General features: G+C 29.2%; 25 protein-coding genes. 22 read left to right on the plus strand and 3 right to left on the minus strand.

All coding sequences use genetic code 11. The features are described 5' to 3' along the window. The first annotated feature begins 53 nt into the window (after positions 1–53). The 19 genes from AC07SW_RS12800 (at position 54) to fic (ending at position 14409) form a co-directional block, all read left to right on the plus strand. Positions 54–734: a winged helix-turn-helix domain-containing protein gene (locus AC07SW_RS12800; RefSeq protein ID WP_494633056.1), complete on the plus strand. Its 681-nt coding sequence runs from the start codon at positions 54–56 to the stop codon at positions 732–734. Positions 735–752: 18 nt separating this feature from the next. Then, entirely contained in the window at positions 753–1139 is a 387-nt protein-coding gene (locus AC07SW_RS12805) for an EF2685/EF0750 family sortase-dependent surface protein (protein WP_494633058.1), read from the plus strand. A 2-nt stretch (positions 1140–1141) separates the two neighbouring features. Then, positions 1142–1807, plus strand: a complete 666-nt coding sequence (locus tag AC07SW_RS12810) for a WxL domain-containing protein (RefSeq protein WP_494633060.1) — start codon at positions 1142–1144, stop codon at positions 1805–1807. 20 nt (positions 1808–1827) lie between these two features. Continuing rightward, positions 1828–2457 (plus strand): WxL domain-containing protein, encoded by a 630-nt coding sequence (locus AC07SW_RS12815; protein ID WP_494633061.1) that lies wholly within the window; start codon positions 1828–1830, stop codon positions 2455–2457. Positions 2458–2479: 22 nt separating this feature from the next. Then, complete coding sequence (locus tag AC07SW_RS12820; RefSeq protein WP_494633063.1) at positions 2480–3169, plus strand: WxL domain-containing protein; 690 nt, start codon at positions 2480–2482, stop codon at positions 3167–3169. Positions 3170–3181: 12 nt separating this feature from the next. Next, complete coding sequence (locus AC07SW_RS12825; protein ID WP_494633065.1) at positions 3182–3874, plus strand: WxL domain-containing protein; 693 nt, start codon at positions 3182–3184, stop codon at positions 3872–3874. A gap of 84 nt (positions 3875–3958) precedes the next feature. After that, complete coding sequence (locus tag AC07SW_RS12830) at positions 3959–5095, plus strand: WxLIP family cell surface protein (RefSeq protein ID WP_494633066.1); 1137 nt, start codon at positions 3959–3961, stop codon at positions 5093–5095. A gap of 19 nt (positions 5096–5114) precedes the next feature. Next, entirely contained in the window at positions 5115–7085 is a 1971-nt protein-coding gene (locus AC07SW_RS12835) for a WxL domain-containing protein (RefSeq protein WP_494633067.1), read from the plus strand. Positions 7086–7108: 23 nt separating this feature from the next. After that, positions 7109–7684 (plus strand): alkaline shock response membrane anchor protein AmaP, encoded by a 576-nt coding sequence (gene amaP, locus AC07SW_RS12840; RefSeq protein WP_494633068.1) that lies wholly within the window; start codon positions 7109–7111, stop codon positions 7682–7684. A 9-nt stretch (positions 7685–7693) separates the two neighbouring features. Beyond that, positions 7694–7861 (plus strand): DUF2273 domain-containing protein, encoded by a 168-nt coding sequence (locus AC07SW_RS12845; protein ID WP_494633070.1) that lies wholly within the window; start codon positions 7694–7696, stop codon positions 7859–7861. A gap of 19 nt (positions 7862–7880) precedes the next feature. Further along, positions 7881–8408 (plus strand): Asp23/Gls24 family envelope stress response protein, encoded by a 528-nt coding sequence (locus AC07SW_RS12850; RefSeq protein WP_494633140.1) that lies wholly within the window; start codon positions 7881–7883, stop codon positions 8406–8408. 25 nt (positions 8409–8433) lie between these two features. Then, entirely contained in the window at positions 8434–8616 is a 183-nt protein-coding gene (locus tag AC07SW_RS12855) for a CsbD family protein (protein WP_494633072.1), read from the plus strand. A gap of 282 nt (positions 8617–8898) precedes the next feature. Then, on the plus strand, positions 8899–9033 hold the full coding sequence (locus AC07SW_RS12860; RefSeq protein WP_494633141.1) for a hypothetical protein: 135 nt from the start codon (positions 8899–8901) through the stop codon (positions 9031–9033). 66 nt (positions 9034–9099) lie between these two features. Beyond that, complete coding sequence (locus tag AC07SW_RS12865; protein ID WP_494633073.1) at positions 9100–9327, plus strand: hypothetical protein; 228 nt, start codon at positions 9100–9102, stop codon at positions 9325–9327. Continuing rightward, complete coding sequence (locus tag AC07SW_RS12870) at positions 9321–10112, plus strand: hypothetical protein (protein WP_494633074.1); 792 nt, start codon at positions 9321–9323, stop codon at positions 10110–10112. The genes AC07SW_RS12865 and AC07SW_RS12870 overlap by 7 nt, the downstream gene beginning before the upstream one ends. Before the next feature lie 44 nt (positions 10113–10156). Continuing rightward, positions 10157–10588 carry a hypothetical protein gene (locus tag AC07SW_RS12875; RefSeq protein ID WP_494633076.1) on the plus strand — a complete coding sequence of 144 codons (432 nt, stop codon included), beginning with the start codon at positions 10157–10159 and terminating at the stop codon, positions 10586–10588. 94 nt (positions 10589–10682) lie between these two features. After that, positions 10683–11546, plus strand: a complete 864-nt coding sequence (locus AC07SW_RS12880; protein ID WP_494633077.1) for a helix-turn-helix domain-containing protein — start codon at positions 10683–10685, stop codon at positions 11544–11546. A gap of 1485 nt (positions 11547–13031) precedes the next feature. Continuing rightward, positions 13032–13634 (plus strand): tyrosine-type recombinase/integrase, encoded by a 603-nt coding sequence (locus AC07SW_RS12885; protein WP_494633078.1) that lies wholly within the window; start codon positions 13032–13034, stop codon positions 13632–13634. A gap of 172 nt (positions 13635–13806) precedes the next feature. Continuing rightward, the gene (gene fic / locus AC07SW_RS12890; RefSeq protein ID WP_494633080.1) at positions 13807–14409 is read left to right on the plus strand and encodes a protein adenylyltransferase Fic; all 603 of its coding nucleotides are present in this window, start codon (positions 13807–13809) and stop codon (positions 14407–14409) included. A gap of 1621 nt (positions 14410–16030) precedes the next feature. Here fic and AC07SW_RS12895 read toward each other — a convergent pair. Together AC07SW_RS12895 and AC07SW_RS12900 are read right to left on the minus strand one after the other, a co-directional pair. Beyond that, the gene (locus AC07SW_RS12895) at positions 16031–16618 is read right to left on the minus strand and encodes a hypothetical protein (protein ID WP_494633082.1); all 588 of its coding nucleotides are present in this window, start codon (positions 16616–16618) and stop codon (positions 16031–16033) included. Further along, positions 16618–17583 (minus strand): ParA family protein, encoded by a 966-nt coding sequence (locus AC07SW_RS12900; RefSeq protein ID WP_311780744.1) that lies wholly within the window; start codon positions 17581–17583, stop codon positions 16618–16620. Before AC07SW_RS12900 ends, AC07SW_RS12895 begins: the two co-directional genes overlap by 1 nt. A 371-nt stretch (positions 17584–17954) precedes the next feature. On the opposite strand from AC07SW_RS12900, the gene AC07SW_RS12905 reads away from it, so the two are divergent. Next, positions 17955–18284 (plus strand): XRE family transcriptional regulator, encoded by a 330-nt coding sequence (locus AC07SW_RS12905; RefSeq protein WP_311780745.1) that lies wholly within the window; start codon positions 17955–17957, stop codon positions 18282–18284. Positions 18285–18641: 357 nt separating this feature from the next. Continuing rightward, positions 18642–20192 carry a primase C-terminal domain-containing protein gene (locus AC07SW_RS12910; protein WP_494633084.1) on the plus strand — a complete coding sequence of 517 codons (1551 nt, stop codon included), beginning with the start codon at positions 18642–18644 and terminating at the stop codon, positions 20190–20192. A 423-nt stretch (positions 20193–20615) separates the two neighbouring features. Here the strand turns inward: AC07SW_RS12910 and AC07SW_RS12915 are convergent, their stop codons facing one another. Then, positions 20616–21206: a helix-turn-helix domain-containing protein gene (locus AC07SW_RS12915; protein WP_494633085.1), complete on the minus strand. Its 591-nt coding sequence runs from the start codon at positions 21204–21206 to the stop codon at positions 20616–20618. Between the two features lie 860 nt (positions 21207–22066). Here AC07SW_RS12915 and AC07SW_RS12920 point away from each other — a divergent pair. Next, positions 22067–22426 (plus strand): hypothetical protein, encoded by a 360-nt coding sequence (locus AC07SW_RS12920; protein WP_494633087.1) that lies wholly within the window; start codon positions 22067–22069, stop codon positions 22424–22426. The last annotated feature ends 468 nt before the right edge of the window (positions 22427–22894 follow it).

Below are 22894 nucleotides of genomic sequence, written 5' to 3' on the forward strand. Positions count from 1 at the left end.
CATTAAAAAACTATCTCCTGTTTTACAGTAAAACAAGTGATAGGAGAAGAAAATTGATAAAAATTGGAGTATTAAATTTCACCTCAAATAATGATAATAGAGTGGCAAGAATTGTACAAAATTTGGGATATAAAGTAAAAAAAATTTCTTCAAAAAACTTTAAAATAAATATGATAGAGGGTCTATCTATTATAATTGTTCTAAGTGATGGAATTGATGATTACACTATTATTCGTAATTGGATATATACGGTAACTAAGCAATCAGATATATGTATTATAATTACCGTAAAGAAAGAAATTGAGCTAAACCAATTAGATTATGTATACACAAAAATTGGTGTAACCCAAGTATTTAATGAAAATAGCGAATCAAAAAAATTTGATTACGTTTTAAAAAAATGCTTAGACCGAGCAAGATGCAAAATAAATTATGAAAAATTTGAATTATTTAAAACTAATCATACTGTACTAATAAAAAATAAAAAATTAGCATATCTAACTAAATTGGAATTTAGATTAATGGGCTGTTTATTAGATAATAGTGAGAGGATAGTAGAGCATTCTAAACTTATTGAGTACGTGTGGAATGAGGACGACTGTGTTACAAGAACACAATTAGCAAATTTAATATGTAGACTTCGTGAAAAAATAGAAGATAGAGATGGAGAATATATAAGAACGGTCCATTCAAAAGGATATGTTTTATTAAAAGATAAATATTCTAAAAAATAAAAAAGGGGGAGATAAAAAGTGATAACAATAAAAGAAAGAGTACAAAAGTTAATACTAATATCGATCTTAATTTCAGTAATACTGCTGACTATCAGTAGTTCAGCTTTTTCGATGGAAAATTCACCAGTTGAAACTGTACAAAGTAATGCTGGAATAACTTTTACGGAAAAAGAAAGTAGTTTTCAAGTTAGACCAGAAAACAACGAGATAAATGCTGGTAATTTACCAGGTTTAGGAGGTGATGGAAGTAATATTTCTGGGGAAAATCAGTCTAGCAAATCTATTTTCCCACAAACAGGAGAACGGTCAACAACTGTCCAATTGTATATTGGTTTGTTGATTATTACAATATTGATTAGTTACATTTGCTACAAAAAATATAAAAAACATAGAAAGAAGGAGTAAAGATGAGAAAAACAATATTAATTTCAGGAATCGCGCTATTAAGCTTATTAGGAGCAGGTCAAATTAGTCAAGCTGAGGAGGTGGTAAAAGGAACTTCTGATGGGCAAGGAGCTACTTCTTATGGTTCTATTGAACTAAACCCAGATTCAAATTCTTCTACAGACCCTTTAATTCCAACAAATCCAAGTGGTAAGACAGGAAATGTTGGTGAATTAACAATTGATAATGTATCTCCATTTGTTTTTGGTACACAAAATTTAACTGGTAAAAAAGCTACGTTTTATTCTACAACAAAAGATGCTAACACACAAATTACAGATAAAAGAGGTACTGGAGCTGGATGGACCTTATCAGTAAAAAGTTCAGAATTTGTTGATTCGAAAGACTCTTCAAACGTATTAAAAGGTGCATTGGTAACAATTCCATCAGGAACGGTATCTAGTGATGAAGGTAATAGCTCTGAAAAACCAGTAGCAAATAAAGTTAGCTTAAATTCAACAGATGCTACTATTTTTAAAGCAGAATCAAAGAATGGTCTTGGATCATGGGTAAATAAGTTTGATGGAGAATCTGCTGATTCAAAAGTATCTATTGATATCCCTGCTGGGAGTTTAAAAGGTAACTACGTTTCTACTATTACTTGGACTTTGGAAGATGCACCTAAATAAATATTTGGAGTGAAATAAAAATGAAAAAAATAGTTGTAGCAAGTGTGCTAACATTAAGCAGTTTAGCAATATTTTCTCAGGTAACTATTGTCAAAGCAGACGATGCTAGTAGTCAAGCAAATACAACAGTAGTATCTGGTGACGGATCAGGAAGTTTAATTGATCCAAATGTAAAACCACCAACAAATAGTACTGGTGCACTAACGATTGATGCTGTATCTTCATTTAATTTTGGCACATTAAAAGTTGGGACAACAAGTAAAGTAGCTGAAACAACAAATAATGAAAAATTAGGTGTTCAAGTTCGTGATGTTCGAGGATCAGGAGCGGGTTGGACATTGAATGTGAAAATTGGAGACTTTATTAATACATCGGATAGTTCAAAAAAACTAGCAGCATCAGTATCTGTCCCAAAAGGTACTGTTACCAATGGTGTTGATAATACAACTGGAGTTGAAGCCAAAGCTTTAGCTATTAACTCTTCTTACGCAAATATAATGAACGCTCCAAAAGATAAAGGGATGGGTAGATGGCTAAATGTTTTTGAATCTGATTCTAATAAAGTAACTCTTAAAGATATTGCTCAAAATGCTTATGCAGGAAGCTATACAGCCACAATGAATTGGCAATTAGTAGATGCGCCGTCTTAAAATGAAAAAAGGGAGAATAAAAATGAAAAAAATTATGTTAGTAGTTTTAGTTGGATTTAGTTACAATGCATATTTATTAAATAGTCAAGTAGTAAAAGCAGAGAGTAGCGCTGATTCAAATGCAATATTCTCACTAGAGCCACAAGATCAAAATGGAGGTGGAACAAATCCAATTTTACCTATTCCTCCAACAGGAAATAAAGGCCCTTTAACAATTGATGCTGTATCAAGTTTTGTGTTTCCGAATGCTAAAATATCGGGAGAAGCATTAACAGTAATTGGTGAATCAACTCAAGTTAATGGGAAAACTGGAGTAATGGGAGCTCAAGTTACAGATAGTAGAGGTTCTGGAGCCGGGTGGACATTAAAAGCAAGAATCACTGAATTTAAAGGTGAAGATACTGATAAAAATTCTAGAACTCTAAAGGGGGCAGTTATGACTCTACCACAGGGTCAAGTAGGAACATCTAGTAATGCTACAGCTGTATCTGATAGTAATAAACCTATCTCAAATTCAGTTTCACTCAATAATACTGATCAAAAACTGTTAACAGCATCTCAGGATAAAGGGTTAGGTGCATGGACAGTAAATTTTGAAAATAATGCTGAAGGTGCTGAACAAAAAGAAGTGAAATTATTTGTTCCAACAGGAAACTATAAAGCAGAGTATAAAGCCACCATTTCATGGACACTAACGGAAGCACCAGAATAAGGAGGAGAAAAAATGAAAAAGAAAGTAATGATTGTTTCATCTATCATATTTGCTAATTTATTAATTGCGTCACAAAGTCAAGCAGAGACTGTAAGCAATGGAAGTATCACTTTAACAGATGGTTCTGGACAAGTTACTAAACCATTAGACCCAAAAGATCCTACAAATCCCAACCCAACTTTACCGATTGATCCTAATGATTCTAATAATAACGGTACTGGAAACGTTGGTCCGTTATCAATTGATTATGTATCAAATTTTAATTTTGGGGAACATCGTGTATCTGGTTCAGACATGACATTTTATGCTAAAAATGCAGATCCTTATATTCAAGTAACAGATACACGTGGTACAGGAGCTGGTTGGACTGTACAAGCAAGTATCTCTGATTTTATATCTGAGAGTAAATCTGTGTTAAAAGGCGCTCAATTAACGTTAAAAAATCCTGAATTAAAATCAGCAAGTACATCAACAACATCTGATGCACCAAAAGGAGCTTCAATAGTTTCATTTAATTCAAGTAAACAAACAGTTGCAGTTTCTGTATCAGGAGCAGGTAAAGGCACTTGGCTAACAACTTACCCAGCAGGCGATGGAAAAGCAGAAAATACAAATGCCGTTTTAAATGTACCAGCTGGTTCACCAGAAGCAAATACGACTTATACAGCGACAATCACTTGGGAATTATTAGATGCACCTAAGTAAGATAAATAGTATAAAATAAGGCATATTATTAGAAAGCTGCCTACTATTCAGTCACTCATTAAAAATAAGAAAGTTGGGAAACATATGAATTTAAAAAAATTAATTATTATAATGGGAATAGTAGGTAGTTTTCTCGTTTTATATGGAGAAAAATCTTTTGCTGAAGGTATCAACTATTCAGTAAAGGCAAATATTCCCGAAAATCAGATTGACACTTCTAAATCATATTTTGATCTAAAAGTTCTTCCTGATCAAGAACAATCATTGTCCTTAACAATAAAAAATACAAGCCAACAACCAATTACAGTTAATGTAACTCCGACAAATGCTACTACGAATCAGAACGGTGTAATTGATTATAGTAAAAGAGATATAAAAAATGATTCCTCACTAGTTTATCCATTTACAACTTTAATTGATAAAGAACAAAAAGTAACACTTCAGGCAGATGAAAGTAAAGAAGTCACCTTTAATTTACATATGCCAAAAGAATCTTTTAATGGAACAATTTTAGGAGGTTTTTCAGTCTCAGAAGATACAGGTTCTATTAAAGATTCAAAAAGTAGTGAAGGAGTGCAAATAAAAAACGAATATTCATTTGTTATTGGGGCTTCTTTAAAGATGTCTGAAGATCCAGTTACTCCAAAGATTCAATTAAATGATGTAAAGCCAATGTTATTAAATTATCGAACAGCCGTTTCATTAAATTTGCAAAATACTGAAGCGACTATTATAAATGGATTAAAAGTTGATGCATCAATATCAAAAAAAGGATCAACTGAGGTTTTGCATAAAGAATCAAAAGAATCATTATCAATGGCTCCAAACTCAAATTTTGATTTTCCAGTGTCATGGTCAAATAATGAATTGAAAGCAGGAGAATATGAAGCGACTATAGAAGCATCGGCAGGAGATGAAAAATGGTCTTTTAAAAAAAATTTCTCAATATCTGATAAAGAGAGTAAAAAATTAAATGAAGAGGCTATTGAAGTCAAAACAACTAAAAATAATATATGGTTAGTCATTTTAATTATTATAATCTCAATTATTTTAATTACTTCTATTATTGTTTTTATACGATATAAAAAAAGAAAAAAAGAATTAATTAGGAAAGCTCGTATAAGAGCAAAGAAAAAGAAAAAAAGAGAAGCAGAGATAAGATTAAAAAGAAAAAAATTAAAACAGAAAAGATTAAATAATAATAAAGATACTGAAGCTTAAAAAGGAGTTGGAATGTGAAATGAAAATAAAAAAACATTCATTTAGTCTGGGATTCTTTATAGCAAGTGTACTGATGATTTTTCTATTAATTCAGCCGAAAGTTGCACAAGCTGCAGTGCTTGAAAGTAAAATAATAGTTCCATTATATGGAAATGGTACTGTGAAAAGTAGTACCTTATCTTTAAGGGTAGATGATTCAACTAATGTAGCAAAATTATTTTTTCAACCAGGAGATGCATCTAGTGTGTTTCATAAAGAGTTCGGAAATCAATTTTATTACAGCATAGATATAGTAAGGCAAGACAGAACAGTAAAATTCAATAGTTATAACAAAGGTAATGATTTGCAATCTAAAATGGTAAATGATATAGATGGAAAGCAAATCAGATACGGAGATATTTTGAAAATGCAACTTGTGGAACCTGTTAAAGTTCAAGTTGAAAACTATAATGGTACAATATTTAACTCACTAGAGACAAAATTTAAAGATATGTACTATTTAATGACACCAAGTGGTTTTCTTCCTGTAAATGATGCAATTGTTTTTAGAACATTTGATAATGCAAATGGTGTAAGTAATGGTAACGCGATAGGATTTCAAATGACTAGTATATTTAGTACGCAGTTAATAACAGGATCATTTGCAGCGGGTAATGATGATCTCATAACGAATTCAAATGGAACTTTTGTAAATGATTTTTCTTCTGTAGCAAATGCAGATAGGTGGAAATTTCACAATTTACTTTCAAATAGCCCAAATGAATATTCTTCATTGAGCAAATATACTGTAACTACGGACCATATATTGTCGTCTCCTGAGGTTAGCGCAAAAGCTCAACCACAGACAACAATTGGCAATTTTGGGAATCAAATACAACCTAATAAAAAAATGCCACAAGGAAATATGTCAGGAAATTATGGCTCTATTTATAGAGTTTATTCAGCGGATACTGAAAGAGTACTCAAATTCGCTCAATATGGATGGAACAAAGTTTCTCAGCCAGAAACTTATTATGAATATACTACTGATACATTTAATGCTTTAAAAGAATTAGATTTTAACAAAGTAACTGCAAAAGAAGTTACAATTGAATTAGGAAGCGATACTAGTAAACAGTCAGTAACAAATTTTTCCAATGTTCAAGACTACTCTAAATTAAGTTCAAGCTTTAACGGTAATTTAAAATCAGATACATTAGGTACGTATAATATACCAATTATTATAAAACAACCATTGATTGTGAATAATAATTATCTTAATCATACAATTACCTCTAAAGTTACTGTGGTAGATACGACCAAACCAACAGGTATATTAAAAAATGATTTATCAATTCCAATTAATGGAACTTTAGAAATTAAAGATATGTTTTCAGAAGTTAATGATAATAGTGGGAAAGACAAAGTTAGTTATGAATATGTTGGTAACGCTTTGGATACTTCAAAGCCAGGTGACCAAACAGTAACAGTCAGACTTAAAGACCCTTCAGGAAATTATAGCGACTACAATGTAACTGTAAAAGTAATGCCAGGGAACTTCGGTATCATTTCTGTTGATAAATTTACTTTTGGGAAAATAAAAGCAGGAGCAACTTCAAAAAATATAGAATTAAATTCTAAAAATAGTGTAGGTATTTCTATGGAAGATAATCGCGGAACAAAAGCTGGATGGCGAGTTCAAGCTAAAACTTCTGCATTTATGCCTAAAGTTACCACAACTGGTAAAACGTTCGTAGCAGGAATTAAGTTACCAAAAGGAGTAGCAACTAATAATGGGGCTGTATCTCAAGACTTGGTAGGACACGAAGTAACTTTAAATGGAGCTGTACAAAATGTTGTTAGTGCCCCAGTAGGAAAAGGAGTAGATAAGTGGTCATATTCGTTTGGAACAGTTCAAAATCCTGTTAGTTTAGTAGATATTCCAAGCACAGTATATGTTGGAGATTATGAAGCGGCAATTACTTGGTCAATGATTAATGCGCCGAGTTAAATATAGTTCAAGAGAGGGATAAAATGACATATCTAAAAAAAATTATTCTTTTCACTTTATTAATAATAGGCTTATCAATTAGTTTTTCACTATTTTTAGTTTATCAACCTTCTAATTTTATGATATTCAATATTATGAAATTAGATGACTATGATTTTTTTAAATTATGGATTTCTCCAGTTTTATTTTATATTAGTGGACTTAGTATCTTAATTTTACTAATAGGAATTTTTATCCTAATTTTTATTCCGATAAATTCGAAAAAAATATTAAATAAAAAAAAACATGTAAAAACAATAATAGAAACAAAAGCAATTGAGTCTTTAATTTTATTAGAATTAGAAAAAACTATTTATATTGAAAAACCAAAAGTAAAAGTGTCAGTTTTTAAGAAAAATAAAAAAATACGAGGATCTATTATTGGATTAGTATCTCCTAACTATAATTTAACTATTGATACAGAATATCTTATGGAAAAAATAATATCAAACGCAAGCAAGATGTTTGATATTCCTAAAAATTCTATTCGATTGAAACTTTTGTTAAAGCCTAACAAAAAAAGTGAAAGTAAGAAAAAGCAAATTAAACGCGTACAATAGGAGGAAAAAATGGATGTATTGAAAGAATATCAAATTGTAATTTATGGATGCCTTGTAGGGATATCATTTGGCATATTAATTATTAGTGTAGGATTCTTTAAAATGTTGTTAATTTTACTACTAGCAACTATAGGTGCTGCTATAGGCTATTATTTCAATAAAAGATTTAAAAATTAAAATTGGAGTGTGATTAATGATGGAACAATTAGAAAAAAAAGGACAACAAGTTAAATTAAAAAAAGAATTGACATATGAAGATAAAGTAGTACAAAAAATTATAGGTTACTCTTTAGAGAAAGTAGAAGGATTGCTAACATTAGATGGTGGTTTCTTTTCAAATTTAACTGGAAAGTTATTAAATAATGACGATGTTCGAACAGGTGTAAATGTAGAAGTTGGAAAAAAAGAAGTAGCTCTTGATCTAGATATTGTCGTTGAGTATGGAAAAAACATCCCTAAGTTAGTAGATGAACTAATTGATATTGTAGAAAAAAGTATAAAAATGACAACAGATTTAGAATTAATTGAAGCAAATATTACTGTGGTAGATATCAAAACTAGAAAAGAGCATGAAGAAGATTCTGTTTCAGTTCAAGATAAGCTTGCTAGCGCTACAGAACAAGCTTCTGGAGTAATTAGTGATCAAACTGAAAAAGTAAAAAAATCAATAAGCAAAAATACAGATAGTGCAAAACAGCAAACTAAAAGTGGACGAGTACAATAAAAAAATAATGAAAGAAGGAATTTAGATGACAGATAAGGGAATGTTTGATAAAACAAATGGAAAAGTAAAAGAAGCAGTTGGACATATCACAGGAGATAATCAAAAAAAAGTAGAAGGTTTATTCGACCAAGTAGTAGGAAAAGTAAAAGAAGCAACAGAATCTGTTAAAGAAAAGACTGAAGAAGTTATTGATAACATAAAAAAATAAAAAATTTTCAATAAAAATTTTAAACCACACGTTCTATATCCATAGAAGCGTGTGGTTTTTTCTAAATAATAGTTATTTTATAAACATGAAATTAAAAAATAATTATTTTATTGCTTCAAAAATTTATTTATAGTTAATATCACAATTTTCATATAGTTGATAGAGCATCTATGGCTACATTAAAAGCTTCAGAGTAAATACTAAATTTTTTTAGGAGGTATGGAAAGATCAGCAATATTAAATTTTGGAGTAATTATTATTTAATATTTAAATAATGTTCAAATTGAATCCAATATACAATTAGTAATATCAATAAAAGGAGTCGATTCATTCAATAAATATTTAATTGTAGATGGTCAAATTAATCATGTTGAGTTGGAAGAAATTGAAAATACAGAAGAGTATTTAGAAAAATAAATAAAGATTAAAAAATAATAACTATAATCAAATCAGACATTTAATAAAAATTAGGAGATGAAATAAATGGAAAACAATTCAAAAGAATTAAGTATACAAAATACAATAGTTGGCAATAAAATATCTTGGAGCGCAGTAATTGCAGGTTTAATTACGTTTCTAGTTATCTTTATTATGCTAACTATATTAAGCGTTGCAATAGGATTTGGAGCAGCAGGTAATAATGTTAACAATACTTTAGATAGTTTAGGAGTAGGTGTTACTATATTGACTGTAACTACATTTTTATGTTAGCAGGATTTATATCTGGATTAGCATCTAATAATTTAGGCTTAATTCATGGATTTTTGACTTGGGCAACAGGTATTTTGATGATAATCGTTATAATTTCTTTCACTGCAATAGGAACGCTTTCAGCAATGGGTTCGCTGTTTGGAAGTGTCACGGTAAATGTAGGTGAAAGTGTTTCAACGTTGACATCATCTTTAGGAAAAAAAATAGCATCAAGTATTAACGATGTCTCTAATGATTTGAACTTAATAAATATAGATAATTTTGATGAAGATATGACTAAAATTTTAAAAGATACAAAAGTAAAAGAGCTTCAACCAGGGTATTTAAAAAGCGAAATAGATGAATCTATTAATATTATTAAAGAAACTGGGAAAAAAACTTTGATCCATCCAGAAAATTCAGAAAAAATTATAAATTATGCAGTACAGGAGTTGAAATTAAAAGCTAAAAATATAGGTAAATCTTTAGATAAAAAAGCTATAGCTAATTCTGTATCTGCGAACACCGATTTTACTGGTGAAGAAGCAAAGCAGGTTACAGATAATATTTATAATGAATTGGAAGCCTCTACTAAAAAAATAGAAAATAAAATTGAAGATACAAGCAAAAATTTAAAAAATGTAAACATTTATTTAAAGAGTACTATTGATGATGTAAAACAAATTGCTAATGACGTGGCGCATTCAACTTCAAAAGCTTCTATATGGGCATTTGTAGCGATGCTTTTATCTTTAATTATTACTTCGTTATCTGGATGGCTAGGATCAAGTTTTTCTAAAAGATAAATACCAATAAATTTTTAACGAAAAATTTTTAAGGAGTTTAGACAATGAGAATTGAAGACTTTTGGTATGATGGCGTTTTATATGAAATACAATCAAGAAACAGTCAATCTGATCAACCTCTATATTTGTTTTGTTATACGTATAGTAATATCAAAGAAAATCCAAAAAAAATTATAAATAATTTAAATTATTCAATAATTAAAAATAACAATAAAGAAATATATGAAAATGAGATTTATGAAGTTCTTGTAGAAAAAGAATTACTAGATAATAAAGTGAGTAATGATAATTTTCTACATTCTGTGTATAGAGTTGTTTTTATAGGAAAGCCTAATAAAAAGAAAATAAAAATTGAAAAAATACTTGTCTTAAATAGATTTAATACAGAAAAAAAAGTTAGAGAGTTAGTTAAAGAAAAGTTTAGTAAAGTAATTGAAGTTATCTCTGTAGATTATGAGAATAACGTTATTATTTGAAACAGCAGACTAATAAGTTTACTTTTTATATATTAATAATTTGAAAATAGGCTAGATTAAAGTAATAAAAAAAGCTAAGGAGTTAAATTTAACTATGATAATATTGGGGGAAAAAATAAGAGAGACAAGGAAAAGAAAAAAAATGTCACAAAAAAAGCTTGCAGAAGGAATTTGTACACAAGTTACAATTAGCAAAATTGAAAATAAAAATACAGTTCCCAGAATTAGTAATTTAGCAAAAATATGTAGAAGACTAGAAATTAAAATGGAGGATGTATATGTAGTAGAAACTAAGTCAAGTGATGCTTATGAAAAATTAAAAATACTAGAAAATCACTATAGAAACGCAAGGTATAAGAGGGCTTATGATTATGTACACGCAGAAATAGATGAAAATAGTTTGATTTATACGAGTGATAAAAAAAGATACTACTATTATTTAGCTTGTACATTAATTGAAGTAACAAAAGATACTACCGATGCTTTGTATTATCTTAATCTAGCATTATCAAAATCGAAAAAACATTTTATGGATAGCATGATTTTAAATAAAATTGGTCAAATATATACTATGCAAAATAGGTTAGATAAATCACAACTTTATTATAATATGGCAATAGACAATTTAAAAATGGAGAAGTTACCAGATGATAAATATACAAAAGATACAGTTCTAATTTATTTAGAAACAGCTAAATATTACTCTAAAATTAATGATAATAAGAGTGCTATTAAATATACCAATGAAGGGATTAAAATCTCTGAAATAAATGGAGAATATTTCTATTTAGATGACTTATATTTTGAAAAAGCTAAATGCTTTGGTTTTTTTAATAAAAGAAAAGAAGCTATAGAAAATTATTTAATAGCATTTGGTCTTGCAAAAATAAATAAAAATGATTTGATTGTGGAAACAGTAATAAAAAAATTGAAAGAATATCAGTTATCCCTAGGATAACTATAAAATAGTTCGCTAATAGTATGATGGCAAATCACAATAGACTACTGAATTATAGAACATTAAATGAAATCTGTAAAAGATTAGATATTAATATTAGAGATATCATGAGTGAAAAATTTGATAGTAATGATTTGTCTAATGTTATATAAAAAAAAAGTTGAAAAAAGACACTATCAAATCTACTCCTTGTGATCAAAAAAACATTACTACTATAAAGGTTATTTGATATTCAAATTAAAAAATAATCTTTATGAAGGAGAATGATATTTAAATTTAGTATCTAGTAAAAAAATATTAAATATAGATGTTGTAGATATATTAATAGCTTCAGCACGTGGACTAAATTATTTAAAAAAAGAAAGAGTCCAAAAATCTTTAGAAATTTTTGAATAATTGATACGTAATATCAAATTGTTAAGAATTTAGAAAGAATGAAAATCACTTTTGAAATTCTATATTTATAGCGCTAAATGTTGTTTAAAGTTAAAAAAAGGATTACTATACTGTAATGCTGGAATATATACTATTAAAGAGAAGGAATCCATGTATTTATTATATGTATTCTATTTAGAATAAGGAATTAATTTAAAATATCTATGATGTTAGAAGAGAATAGTAAAAGAACAAACTTTAATTGCTTTGGGCATCGCTTTAAGCAATAATAATATGCAAAATTAGTAGAAAAAATAAAAGAGAAGGTAAAATAACACAATATCAATTTTAATTTTAGTTATAATATAAATTGAAAATAGTCAAATTTTAGAAAATATACAAATGATGTTTTTATTACCAGTAAGCATTAAACTACTTTTACAAGACAATGGACATCATTGTATACATGATGTAAACGTCCGTTGACTAAATAGTCCTAATGATTGGCATGAGGTATTTTTTGATATCCATTCATTGTCATGATTACAGGAACTAGGATTTTTAGTTTTTACCTCAATTGAACATTCATTCCAATGATCTTCATGTTGATGATGTAAGTGATCATCGCGAACATAGTCAATAGGGTACCCATGTATTATTTTTGTGTGGTAGCAGGTAAACGAATGTATGTATAATTATGATTTCTATGTTTGTGTTGCGTCATCTTAAATTCTTCCTTTTTTATAGAATACTGATTTATCATTAATTATTAAAGTTGTCAAAATACAAATCACTAATTAAATGATATTTAATATTTAAATAATTATGTTTTAAAAATAAAAAACATCGATTTTAGATAAATTAAAAAAGTGATATTATTATTATTTCAATAATTAGTAATTATCTTTAACCATTTTTTTCTTACCGATTTCTCTTTTCGAATAACTTGACACAATCTTGTTGTGTCAAGTTCAGTGAAATGGCTCAAACCTAAGTGGCTCTAAGCATGAATCCAATTTTTGGATTCATGCTTTTTATATAGCTTTTTTGAAATTGACTTAATATGTGATATAATGAAATTGAGTCAATTTCAGAAAGTGGGAGAAAATAGTGGAAATTGTGAATCCAATTCGTGATAAAAAGAAGATTGATGATATGAAAGCTGTTTTAGCTTCTACAGAAAAAGGAAATCGAAATGTGTTGATTTTCACATTAGGTATAAATACGGCTTATCGAATTTCTGATCTAGGTAGATTAAAATTATCTGATGTTTTAATAATCTCTAGACAAAAAATTGTAGCAAAAGATCGACTCCAAATGAAAGAGAAAAAAACAAGTAAAACGAATTCAATTATTATATCTAATAAATTAAGGAACCAAATTATAAAATATGTAAAAGAAGAATTTCCTGACCAGCTAGCAAACCAAGAATTTGACTATTATTTATTTCCTAGTAGAAAAGGAAATAATAAACCTCTAAGTCGTCAAGGACTTTGGTTAATTATTAGTAATGCTGCTAAGAGAGTAGGACTCAAAAATATTGGGACACATTCTATGCGTAAAACATTTGGATATTTCTTATATAGTAAAAATGGAATACCTATTGAAATTATACAAGACTTATTAAATCACTCATCAGCTAAGGAAACTTTACGCTATATTGGGATCACACAAGAAGATAAAGATACCGCTGTCATGAGCTTAGATTTATAAATCAGTCTAAAATTTTCCCAAAATAAAGTTTTTTCTCGAATGTTAATTGCGAGAGGACGATTCTAAGACGATTTCAAGTTTCGAAGATGGATAAGTATCTTATTTCACTCTGTAAGGACGTTTTAATAAATGAACAAACTAAAAAAATTCAATACACTTGGAGGATATAAAAATGCTGAAAAATAAGCTAGGTATTACCAATCAAGTTGAATTAGCAAAAGTTGAAGAAAAAATTAGTAAGACTAAGGCAAAAAAACTATATACTTCTGGAGATATTGAAGAGATAGAAGTTGGAACTTACAAGGGATTATCCGATATTCATTGCTATTTGTTTGATGATATTGATGATTTTGCAGGTCAACTTCGAACAGTAAATATTGCTAAAAGTAATTTCAGATTTGCACCGGTTATGTATCTAGAAGTATCTTTGAATCATATTGATAATATGCCACAAACTACTATAGAAGAAATTGTAGAAAAGTACGTAGAAATGAATATTGCACATCCTTTTCGTGAAGGCAATGGACGTGCAACGAGAATATGGTTAGATTTAATTTTAAAAAATGAATTATCTAAAGTAGTGGATTGGAACTTGATAAATAAAGAAGACTATTTATTAGCCATGGAACGTAGTCCAGTGAAGGATTTAGAGATAAAGCATTTAATAAAAAATACATTAACCTCTGAGGTTAATAATAGAGATGTTTATATGGAAGGTATTGATGTGAGTTATTTTTACGAAGGATATATGGAATTTAATATAGAAGATTTATAGTTCAAACAATTTAAATTTCAGATTTATGTAAAATAGATAGGAAGATATGTTATAATAGAACGCGTAGAAAGTGCGAAAGATGGTGGCTAAATCTCTTGAAAAAGGGGTGATGCCTATGTTTTTAGATTATAGCTTTACTCCTGGAAAGGAATAAACGTGTCCGTTTTTGAAGCGTTGATGTTTGCCCTGGCATTCACAACTTTAGCTTTGAAAATTTACGATCATAAAAACAAAAAATAACCATCTGAAAAACACTTTTAGCAGGGTGTCAGATAGTTATTTTTTAATTATTTAAACCTAGCTACCGTCTTTTGAACGGTCTACATAAAAGGGATCATGTTAGCGCATGGTCTCTTTTTCTATTTCAGTATAACATATAATTGAACGCTATTAAAGCAGAGAAGTTTAAATGTTTAACGATAGTTCATTTTTGATTTAATTTAAACCTAGCTACCGTCTTTTGAACGGTATAGATAAAAGAGATCATGTTGACACATGGTCTCTTTTTCTATTTTAGTATAGTAAATTAGTGAACACTATAAAAGTAAATAAGTTTAAATGCATCTTTAGTTACATTTAGATGTAATTGATAATCTGAAATTAGCTAAATAGAATCGATTAAACAAAAAGTAATAAGGTTTTGTTTAATATGTCGCTGATTATATTGACAAATAAATACTTTTAATAAATAAATCTTATGTAAACTAGATGAGTTTCTATACCAGCTTCTTATCCATTAGAATCGAAATTTTAAAGTAACGTAAACAAAAAAATCATATTAGGCTACTGATAATTAATAGTCAATGATATACATATATTAATGATTGCTGTTTGACTTATAATAATCGCCACTTTGCGATAACCATATATAAATTTATTTCGAGACCAATTTTTCTGATATGATGAATCAGTTTATTATTTTTATCTGATTTCACTTTACTTCTCCATCGATAATAAGTTGATCTATAAATACGGAATCCTGAACAAGTTCTTTAATTGTGTAAACTCTTTAGTAAATAGTTTTTAATCAAATTAACTACCCTACTCTACAATAAAACAGGCAATCCTCATGTTAAAAATAGTAAGATAATATATTACTATAAAAATAAACTGCCGGCAGCAGCCTTACGCTACCATAAAACAGGCAATCGCCACGTTAAAAATAGTAAGGTAATATATTATGAATAGTAATACAACATATTACTATTAAATCCGCTGGAATAAATAGGCCTACGCTACCATAAAACAGGCAATCGCTGCGTTAAAAATAGTAAGGTAATATATTATGAATAGTAATACAATATATTACTATTAAATCCGCTGGAATAAATAGGCCTACGCTACCATAAAACAGACAATCGCTGCGTTAAAAATAGTAAGGTAATATATTACAAATGGTAATACAATATATTACTATTAAATGAACTGGAAGTATTAGACCTACTCTACCATAAAACAGGCAATCGTTATATTAAAAATAGTAAGGTAATATATTATGAATGGTAATACAATATATTACTATCGAAAAGAACTGAAAGCAGTAGACAAACTATTCAATAAAATAGGCAATAGCTTTGTTAGTAATAATAAGGTAATACAAAAAAAACTAGGAATGTTACTCCTAGTCTAAGTCATCAGTAGCATTTAAATTTAAGGGATATTTACTATATTCTTTCAAATGCTCATTAAGCTCGTCTTCAGTAGCTAGTCCTAAACCGTGGAGATGAATCCAAATAGCATTATCCACGAAATCTGAAATAAACCCCTTTGTACCAGGTATTTTCTTATTACGACGTTTATCTTTATAAACAAGGCTTTCAAGTCTATCAATGGTACTTTCACTAAGTTTATAAGTTTTTGGTATTAATGGGTCAAGAGTTTCTGAATTTGAAATTTTTAGCCCAAAATTATTTGATATGGTATCTGATAAATGATGATTAACAGAGGGGGGGCGTATTTCTTCAGTGACAGTAAAGTGATCTGTCGACGTATGCTCTGTAGTTTCTGAAGCTTTACTGTACTCTGAATCTTTTTCGTCTGTAGGCACGTTAACTTCTAGATTACTAGACTTTTCTTCTACTGTTTTATTATCTGATAAATCATCTTGTAAGCTGTCTTCGGGTGTTGCAATTTGATCTAATTCTGTATCGAAAAAAGAATTAAAATCACCTGATGCTTTATTTTTAATTTTTTTATTTGGTCTAGGCATTATTCATCTTCCTCCACATTCAAGTAAAGTTGATTTGGTATTTCTAAGATAGTACCATCTTTTGTTAACAAACCAATTTCGTTCATTTCGTTTAGTAGTTTATAAAAATTTTGAGAAAATTTATTTTCAGGTGCACTCATTGTAATTGGCATACCACTTCTTACTAATTTATCTGCAAATGATATTGAACGTGGAATCTCGGTATCAAAGTAATGGTAGTTGTTTCTATTAGTGTATTTCATCATAGTATTAATCATTTTAGCATGTAGGTTAGTATTGTATACTTTGTTAGCTAGAACCCCGCCAATTCTAAGGTCAGGGTTATATTTGTCTTTAAGAGTATTTACTCTAGAAATTAAATGAGTTACTCCATCTACACCATTTAAATCGGGCTCGTAAGGAACTAAAACAACGTCAGCAATTGAAAGAACAGATGACGTAACTTGTTTTAATTCAGGAGGAGTATCGAAAATGATAAAATCATATTTATCTTGAACATTATCAAAAGTTCCTTCAAGAGCGTTAAAATAGTTAGAACTAGGATCAATATGTTTATTCATTTTTTTCTTTAGTCCTTCTAAGGTCATTAATTCTGAGATATTTTCTTTAAACTTCTTAACTAAGTCTACAAACCACTCTAAAATGGTATCACGAAACTCTTCCATTTTGTCAAATTCAAGGTAATTATTATCAGCGTTAGCAGGAAGCACATCGATTAGATTATCATACGTGTGCACGATAGTTTCTTCAACAGTTGCATTTCCCATGAAGACGTCATAAATAGTATTTTGATCATTTTTTATTTTAACTCTGAATGATTTCGTAGTATTTCCTTGGGCATCTGTATCAACTACTAATATTTTAGCATCTGGAAAAGATTTTCTGATGCTACCAGCCAAGTTTAATGTTATTAAAGTTTTTCCAACGCCACCTTTATTTGCTGCGACTGTAATCCCAACTGCCATGTACAATATCCTCCTTAAAAATAATGGTAATATTTGAAAGTTACTATATATATTACTATTAAAAATATATGTGTATTACTATACATAGAATCTTAACATATCACGTTGTTAAAATCAACAACAACGGCTACTTTTTGTTTGAAATAAGACATAATTAACAAAAAAATATAAAGGTAATATATTGTATTACTATTGAAATTGTATTTTTAATGGTAATACAATATATTACTATTTATATTATCAGCGTTTTAGTAGGGAAATTGCATTATTATTTAAAAAAAAAGAATAGAAAATAGTTGTAGAAAGATTAGATTAGTGCTATTATTTGTGTTGAGAAGTGTTGTTATATTTGACAACAAGGAGAGATTGTAATGGAAAAAGGAAGTAAAGAATATAGAAATGAATATAATCGGTATGTACTACTGTTTCTTATTGATAATTACTATATAAGTCGCATTGAGCTGTCTAAAGCTATCGGTTTAGCTTCAAGTTATGTTAGAGAATTTAGTAACGGAACACGTAGTTTTGGAACGGAAGCATTAGATCGATTCGAAGAATTGGTATTTAATAAATATGAGCCATTGTTAGATGAAAATTCCTTTGAACTGGAACAAGTAGAAAAAATGATTTTGGAATTAAATACTTCAGAAGAAGTTGAACTTTTTCGTCTAAAAGGATCTAATGCACTGGATATTGATTGAAAGATGGGTTTACTTTCTTCCAAATATTAGATATTATATTGAAAAACAAACAAAAAAAAGAGAGACGGAATGTATTTGAGATTAGGCCCTCAAATATATTCTGAATCACATACAAACCTATGTGTTCATTTTCGTCTCCAATAAAAATAAATATAAATTTTTTAGTTGATAGGAGAAAACAGATTACAGTCTGTTTCTCTAGATACTTAATTATATCATTTTTATTGGAAAAATCAAGCTAATAACCTTTATTTTGGTGCATAAATTTGCTGAAAAAGGATCTACGTTTGGGACAAAAAGAGAGAACACTGCTAGTAGAGTGTTCTCTCTTTTTATGTTAAAAACGAGGTGAAATAAATGTTGAAAATGAAGCAAAAATGGGCAAACGAAGCGAGAGAATTGGTGTTAAAGACTGGTTTAAAGCAATATAAAGAGTATAACAGTAAAGTAGTGTCCTTGACGTATAAAGAAGATCAAAATAAAAAAGGATCTATTTTTGGCTTTAGATCAAAAGAAGCAATGCAAGAGTCAAGAGGAATCGTTTTGACATCTTTGGAGGGCTTACGTGAGAATCCTAATTTAACGCATTGGACTCCCAACGTCTATGGGTGGGGTGGTTATGCTGATAAAGGACGTAACTATGTTGAAGGTCACTTCGAAAGAAATTTAAATCAAATCAATTGTTTTGTAGTAGATATTGATTGCAGCGAGGACCAAAAACCAACAGAAAATGAAGTGATTTTAGAATCATTGAATACAGAGTTAGGATTATTGCCTACTCTTATTTTAGATACACCAAAAGGCTACCACGTTTATTATATATTGGAACATGCAAGTTATATCTCTAGTAAAAATAATTACAAGTCATTAAAAGTCGCAAAAGCTATTTCTATCAGTATTCGTTTATCTTTTGAAGAGCGTTTTGGATCTATGATTGATGTTACTTGTAATCATTTTGGGATCTTCAGAGCGCCTAATGAAGAGAATATCGTTCATTTTGAGCCTAACTTCACGTATAAATTTGATACTTTGATGAAATGGTCAATAGAGTACCAGGCTAAGAGATTAGAGCTTAAAAAATCAAATCTAACATTAGTGCCTAAACCTTTAAAGAAGGTTAAATATAGACAAATTGATAGTATGTGGTACAAAGCATTAATCAATTCTGAAAACATCGATTGCGGAAATGGTGAAGATTCAGGGCGTGATAATACCGTATTTACGCTAGCACTTGCTAATTTTTCTTCAGGAGTACCTTTCCAGGATTGTTTAAACGAAATGGATCTGTTTAATACAAGCCTAACCAACCCTTTGGATAATAGAATTGTTGAAAAAAAGGTAATCAGTGCTTACTCAGGTGAGTACCAGGGTGCAAGTAGTCAATTTATTGATCTTTTAATAAACAAATGGGTGAAATCCGAGCAGTTATTAGCATTTAAGAAACAAAACATTGGCCGAGTAGACCGTTCTTTATGGGTGAAACACGCTAAAAAACGTGAGGACAGAGAACGTAGTCATTACTACGAGTGGAAAGAGGACTTCTTCGGTTATATTCATTCAAAAACAAGCTACAATAAACCGACATTAGAGATTACAATGCAGAAAATTGTAGAAGAATTAAAAATCCCTTTAAGTACACTAAAGGAATTAATGGGACAATTGCGTGCTGAAGGGGAGTTATTTGTTAAAACTACACGTGGTCGATACGGCAAGACGTACTTGACGACTAGATCTCTAATGCTGCAGTTAATTTTAAAATCAAAAAGAGAAAAAATGGATCAGTTACAAGAGGCCTTAGCGAACTTAATACCGGAAACGCATAGAGTATTTCAAACGATGAAAAAAGAAGCCCTGGAGAGCTTTAAAACAACGGTGGTACAAGGGTCTTTAGACTTGGATACGGGTTGAATTTAAATAGCCACTCTGCCAATAACAATATATCAAGTATACGACAACCTTTGTTAAGCTATGCTCTTTGCATTAGAAATATAACGTAATCAATGTTAACCTAGATAAGCAGATAAAAAGAAAAAGCCCACTAAATATAACTAGTGAACTTCTTTTATGTTTTTATTTGAAAAAGGTTTTGTATGAATTTTCGTTTTGTGTATCTACAATACTCAACAATTTCTTTAGAAGTTTAAAGAGTTTGATATCATCGAACTTTTTTGGTATTTCAATTAATTTTAAACATTGATTGAATTACTCTAATTTTCTTGTTTCAGAATAGGGTTGTAGCTTTTTTAAAAAGTTTATTTTTTAAGTGTAGAAATAGTTTGTAGGTGTTAGTTCTACTTTAGCTAATGGAAGGTATTCCTTAGCTCTACTATGTCATTGCAGCTGGGTTAGTTCACTTGAAATGTTGAAGTAAAAACAGAGTATAACGTCGGTAATAGCCTGGTTACGAAGTTCTCTAAATTCAACTGGAAACATTTTATTATGCAAATGTTCAATCATGGGTATAGGTGCTAACTTTACAAGTAAAGCTAATATTGTGTAAATAGGTGAAGCAACTAAGTAATCATAGATACTTCTGATTTTCTTAGTTGTTAAGGGTAATATGAGTTTATTATTTTTGAATCTAATTTTAAATTCAAGATAAAGGCTAATAATTTTTCGGTCGCTTGAGAGATCTTCTTTTATTTTTTGATTTAGTAAAAGAAGATCAGAATTTTTTATATTTACAGAATTAATAAGATCAGTAAATTCTGTATGTAGTTCGTCGTATTGATTGCTGTTGAAGTTTAATACGAAAACATTGATATCATTTGAATCAATGTTTAATTTAAAGAATATCTGCTTTAATTGTTCTAAGGTAGGAGAGGTTTCATTATTTTCTATTTTAGATAAATTCCTTCTAGAAATAATGTTTTCGGATAGTGTTTCTTGAGACATATTTTTTATAAAATGTCCAATTTCCATTGAGTAACTCCTTTCAAAATATTCTTTTTAAAAACATGAATGGTTATATATTCTTTGATTTTAATCTAATGTGTTAGATATTCAAACATTAACGATCGTTATTTAATATTCTTTAGTTATAAATATTTTAAAGAGCTATTTTGCTTGTGCAAATATTGCACAAGCTCTAGATTATGTATGGATATGTGGGGTATAATGTATATAGATAAACGTTTATTGATACATGAAAGGAGAGGGGACTTCTTAAACTTAGAATAATAAATTTAGAGGAATGTATAATAGTTATACAATAATATTTTAGAAATGGTTGATTAAAAAAAACTACTGTGTTATTCTTGTTTTGTATTTATTAAAATAAGGTTATATTTTCGCTTAAACTTATTATTATTAGTTTTAAGCAAACAAATAAAATAAAGAAGGAAGCACCATATATAAGTTTCTCAGGCTTATATACGGATGATCTACCAAAACAGTCTATACCTGTTTTAGAGACGCTCCCTCCTGTGACTGTAAACAGCCACACTTGCCAGTATAACAAATTTTTGAAAAATTAACAGTAAAATTAGTTTGTATACCTAAAGTTATTTATAAATAATGATTAGGTTAACGCTAACACCAATTGACATGATTTTTTTGTATATCAGTTGGTACTATAAGGTTAATTAGTCTATTTTGTTATACTGAAGTGTGTGTATTTATGGCAAAAAGGAGAGTAGATGTTACTAAACAGTAGCATCTACTCTCCTTTTTTTTATTTGTTTGTTTAGAAGTAATAAAAACCTTTTTGGTGTAAGTTTTACTTATACGGCCTACAAATTGGGGTTTATTACTATCAAATATTTATTGAGGAGGAAAACTAGTTGAGTTGTCAAAAAAAAATAAATCACAATAAAGTTCAAGTAAATGATATTAAAGAAAACGGATCATTGATTAAAACATTTTCTGGAAATACCTATAAAGTAAGTGGTGATTTTGGTTATTTGCAACATGAATTTATTATTGGTGGTCGGAAAAATACTATTCATCGAACACAAATGAAATTGCACTATTTGTATCCAAATATTCGATCAGTAAAAGATTCTTCAGGGATTGTGATTGCTAAACGACTTAACAAATCTTGTCCGCTGCTAAGCACGAATAAAGGAGCTTTTAAACATAGAAAAGAAATTAAAATACATGAAGTCAAAGTAATGTCGGATCGTCTTATAAAGCAGCAGTAACAATGTAAAAGCAGTAAACAGTTGATAGTTGCTAGTTTGAGGAATTCGATTCAATTGAATTCTTTACAAAAAACAAGCAATAGAAAATTTGAGTTGATTTGAGTAAGAAATGGAAGAAGCATATGTGACTATGTAGTCTATGAACTTAGGTAAAGTAGGTGAAGTATGTGGAGCGGAATTTTAATTATTAGAATTTCGTGGATTGAAAAATCTTTTTTTCACTAAAAGGAAAAAAGAAAACCATTTAAGAAAGGATAAACGAAACTAATTAAATAGTCGGTCTAGTCAACCGCCTCTCTAATCAATCGTGTGTCTATATAAGGGGAGAGGGTCAGAACTGCGCTTATTTGTTTAAATAAGTAGAGTAGGACACAGTACATGAAACGATTTGCCATGAGTTATGTCAGTGACATAATGAGCGAATATTCAGCGTTTCTAGAGTTAACCGTTATCGATTGCTATAAAACG

The organism is Carnobacterium sp. GW821-FHT04C06 (genome assembly GCF_059420345.1).

Bases quoted from the DNA above. Each gene is read 5' to 3' on its own strand.
- fic (WP_494633080.1), top strand. From the start codon at position 13,807: ATGCTGAAAAATAAGCTAGGTATTACCAATCAAGTTGAATTAGCAAAA.
- AC07SW_RS12895 (WP_494633082.1), bottom strand. From the start codon at position 16,618: ATGCCTAGACCAAATAAAAAAATTAAAAATAAAGCATCAGGTGATTTT.
- AC07SW_RS12870 (WP_494633074.1), top strand. From the start codon at position 9,321: ATGTTAGCAGGATTTATATCTGGATTAGCATCTAATAATTTAGGCTTA.
- AC07SW_RS12880 (WP_494633077.1), top strand. From the start codon at position 10,683: ATGATAATATTGGGGGAAAAAATAAGAGAGACAAGGAAAAGAAAAAAA.
- AC07SW_RS12825 (WP_494633065.1), top strand. From the start codon at position 3,182: ATGAAAAAGAAAGTAATGATTGTTTCATCTATCATATTTGCTAATTTA.
- AC07SW_RS12835 (WP_494633067.1), top strand. From the start codon at position 5,115: ATGAAAATAAAAAAACATTCATTTAGTCTGGGATTCTTTATAGCAAGT.
- amaP (WP_494633068.1), top strand. From the start codon at position 7,109: ATGACATATCTAAAAAAAATTATTCTTTTCACTTTATTAATAATAGGC.
- AC07SW_RS12810 (WP_494633060.1), top strand. From the start codon at position 1,142: ATGAGAAAAACAATATTAATTTCAGGAATCGCGCTATTAAGCTTATTA.
- AC07SW_RS12820 (WP_494633063.1), top strand. From the start codon at position 2,480: ATGAAAAAAATTATGTTAGTAGTTTTAGTTGGATTTAGTTACAATGCA.
- AC07SW_RS12915 (WP_494633085.1), bottom strand. From the start codon at position 21,206: ATGGAAATTGGACATTTTATAAAAAATATGTCTCAAGAAACACTATCC.
- AC07SW_RS12900 (WP_311780744.1), bottom strand. From the start codon at position 17,583: ATGGCAGTTGGGATTACAGTCGCAGCAAATAAAGGTGGCGTTGGAAAA.
- AC07SW_RS12855 (WP_494633072.1), top strand. From the start codon at position 8,434: ATGACAGATAAGGGAATGTTTGATAAAACAAATGGAAAAGTAAAAGAA.
- AC07SW_RS12875 (WP_494633076.1), top strand. From the start codon at position 10,157: ATGAGAATTGAAGACTTTTGGTATGATGGCGTTTTATATGAAATACAA.
- AC07SW_RS12845 (WP_494633070.1), top strand. From the start codon at position 7,694: ATGGATGTATTGAAAGAATATCAAATTGTAATTTATGGATGCCTTGTA.
- AC07SW_RS12815 (WP_494633061.1), top strand. From the start codon at position 1,828: ATGAAAAAAATAGTTGTAGCAAGTGTGCTAACATTAAGCAGTTTAGCA.
- AC07SW_RS12865 (WP_494633073.1), top strand. From the start codon at position 9,100: ATGGAAAACAATTCAAAAGAATTAAGTATACAAAATACAATAGTTGGC.
- AC07SW_RS12910 (WP_494633084.1), top strand. From the start codon at position 18,642: ATGTTGAAAATGAAGCAAAAATGGGCAAACGAAGCGAGAGAATTGGTG.
- AC07SW_RS12850 (WP_494633140.1), top strand. From the start codon at position 7,881: ATGGAACAATTAGAAAAAAAAGGACAACAAGTTAAATTAAAAAAAGAA.
- AC07SW_RS12830 (WP_494633066.1), top strand. From the start codon at position 3,959: ATGAATTTAAAAAAATTAATTATTATAATGGGAATAGTAGGTAGTTTT.
- AC07SW_RS12905 (WP_311780745.1), top strand. From the start codon at position 17,955: ATGGAAAAAGGAAGTAAAGAATATAGAAATGAATATAATCGGTATGTA.